This window comes from Bradyrhizobium sp. NBAIM08 (assembly GCF_020193935.1).
In the GTDB taxonomy this organism is placed as follows: Bacteria; Pseudomonadota; Alphaproteobacteria; order Rhizobiales; family Xanthobacteraceae; genus Bradyrhizobium; species Bradyrhizobium yuanmingense.
Map to the genome: position 1 here is coordinate 1 of NZ_JADYVR010000501.1, position 434 is coordinate 434.

Consider the following 434-nt stretch of genomic DNA (forward strand, 5'->3'; position numbering starts at 1 on the left):
ACTTTGCCCTCGAGCGACGCCAGCGGGGCGGTGGCGAGCTGGCGGCGGTTGAGCTGGGCCTGGACGTTGGCGGCATCGATACGCAGCGCATTGGACTGGGTCTGCACGGCGGCCTGCACTTGCGGGCGAATGTCAGTCCACTGCCGGTGGAGGGTTTCCACTTTGCGCTCGAGGAAGCTCTTGAAGACGTAGCCGCGGGCGCGAATATTCTCGATGTTGGCCGGCAGGGCGCTGATGGCAATGGCGATGTCTTCCAGGTCGTCGTTGACCGGGGAGAGCATGATTTGGTCTTGCAAGGCGTTGAATTGGTTTATCTGCGCCTGGAGGTTCTCGGCCAAGGTGGCGCCGGCCGCGGCTGCGGCGGCCCCCACGGCGGGCCGGGCGGCGGCTGAGGCGGCCGGATTGTGGAAGCCGGTGGAAATGCGCCGCTGCTC

At 66.6% G+C, this 434-nt stretch carries 1 protein-coding gene; it reads right to left on the bottom strand.

Annotation, left to right across the window (positions count from 1 at the left end; all coding sequences use genetic code 11):
- On the bottom strand, positions 1-434 hold a 434-nt coding region (locus tag I6F37_RS40655), incomplete at both ends, for a hypothetical protein (protein ID WP_225154468.1).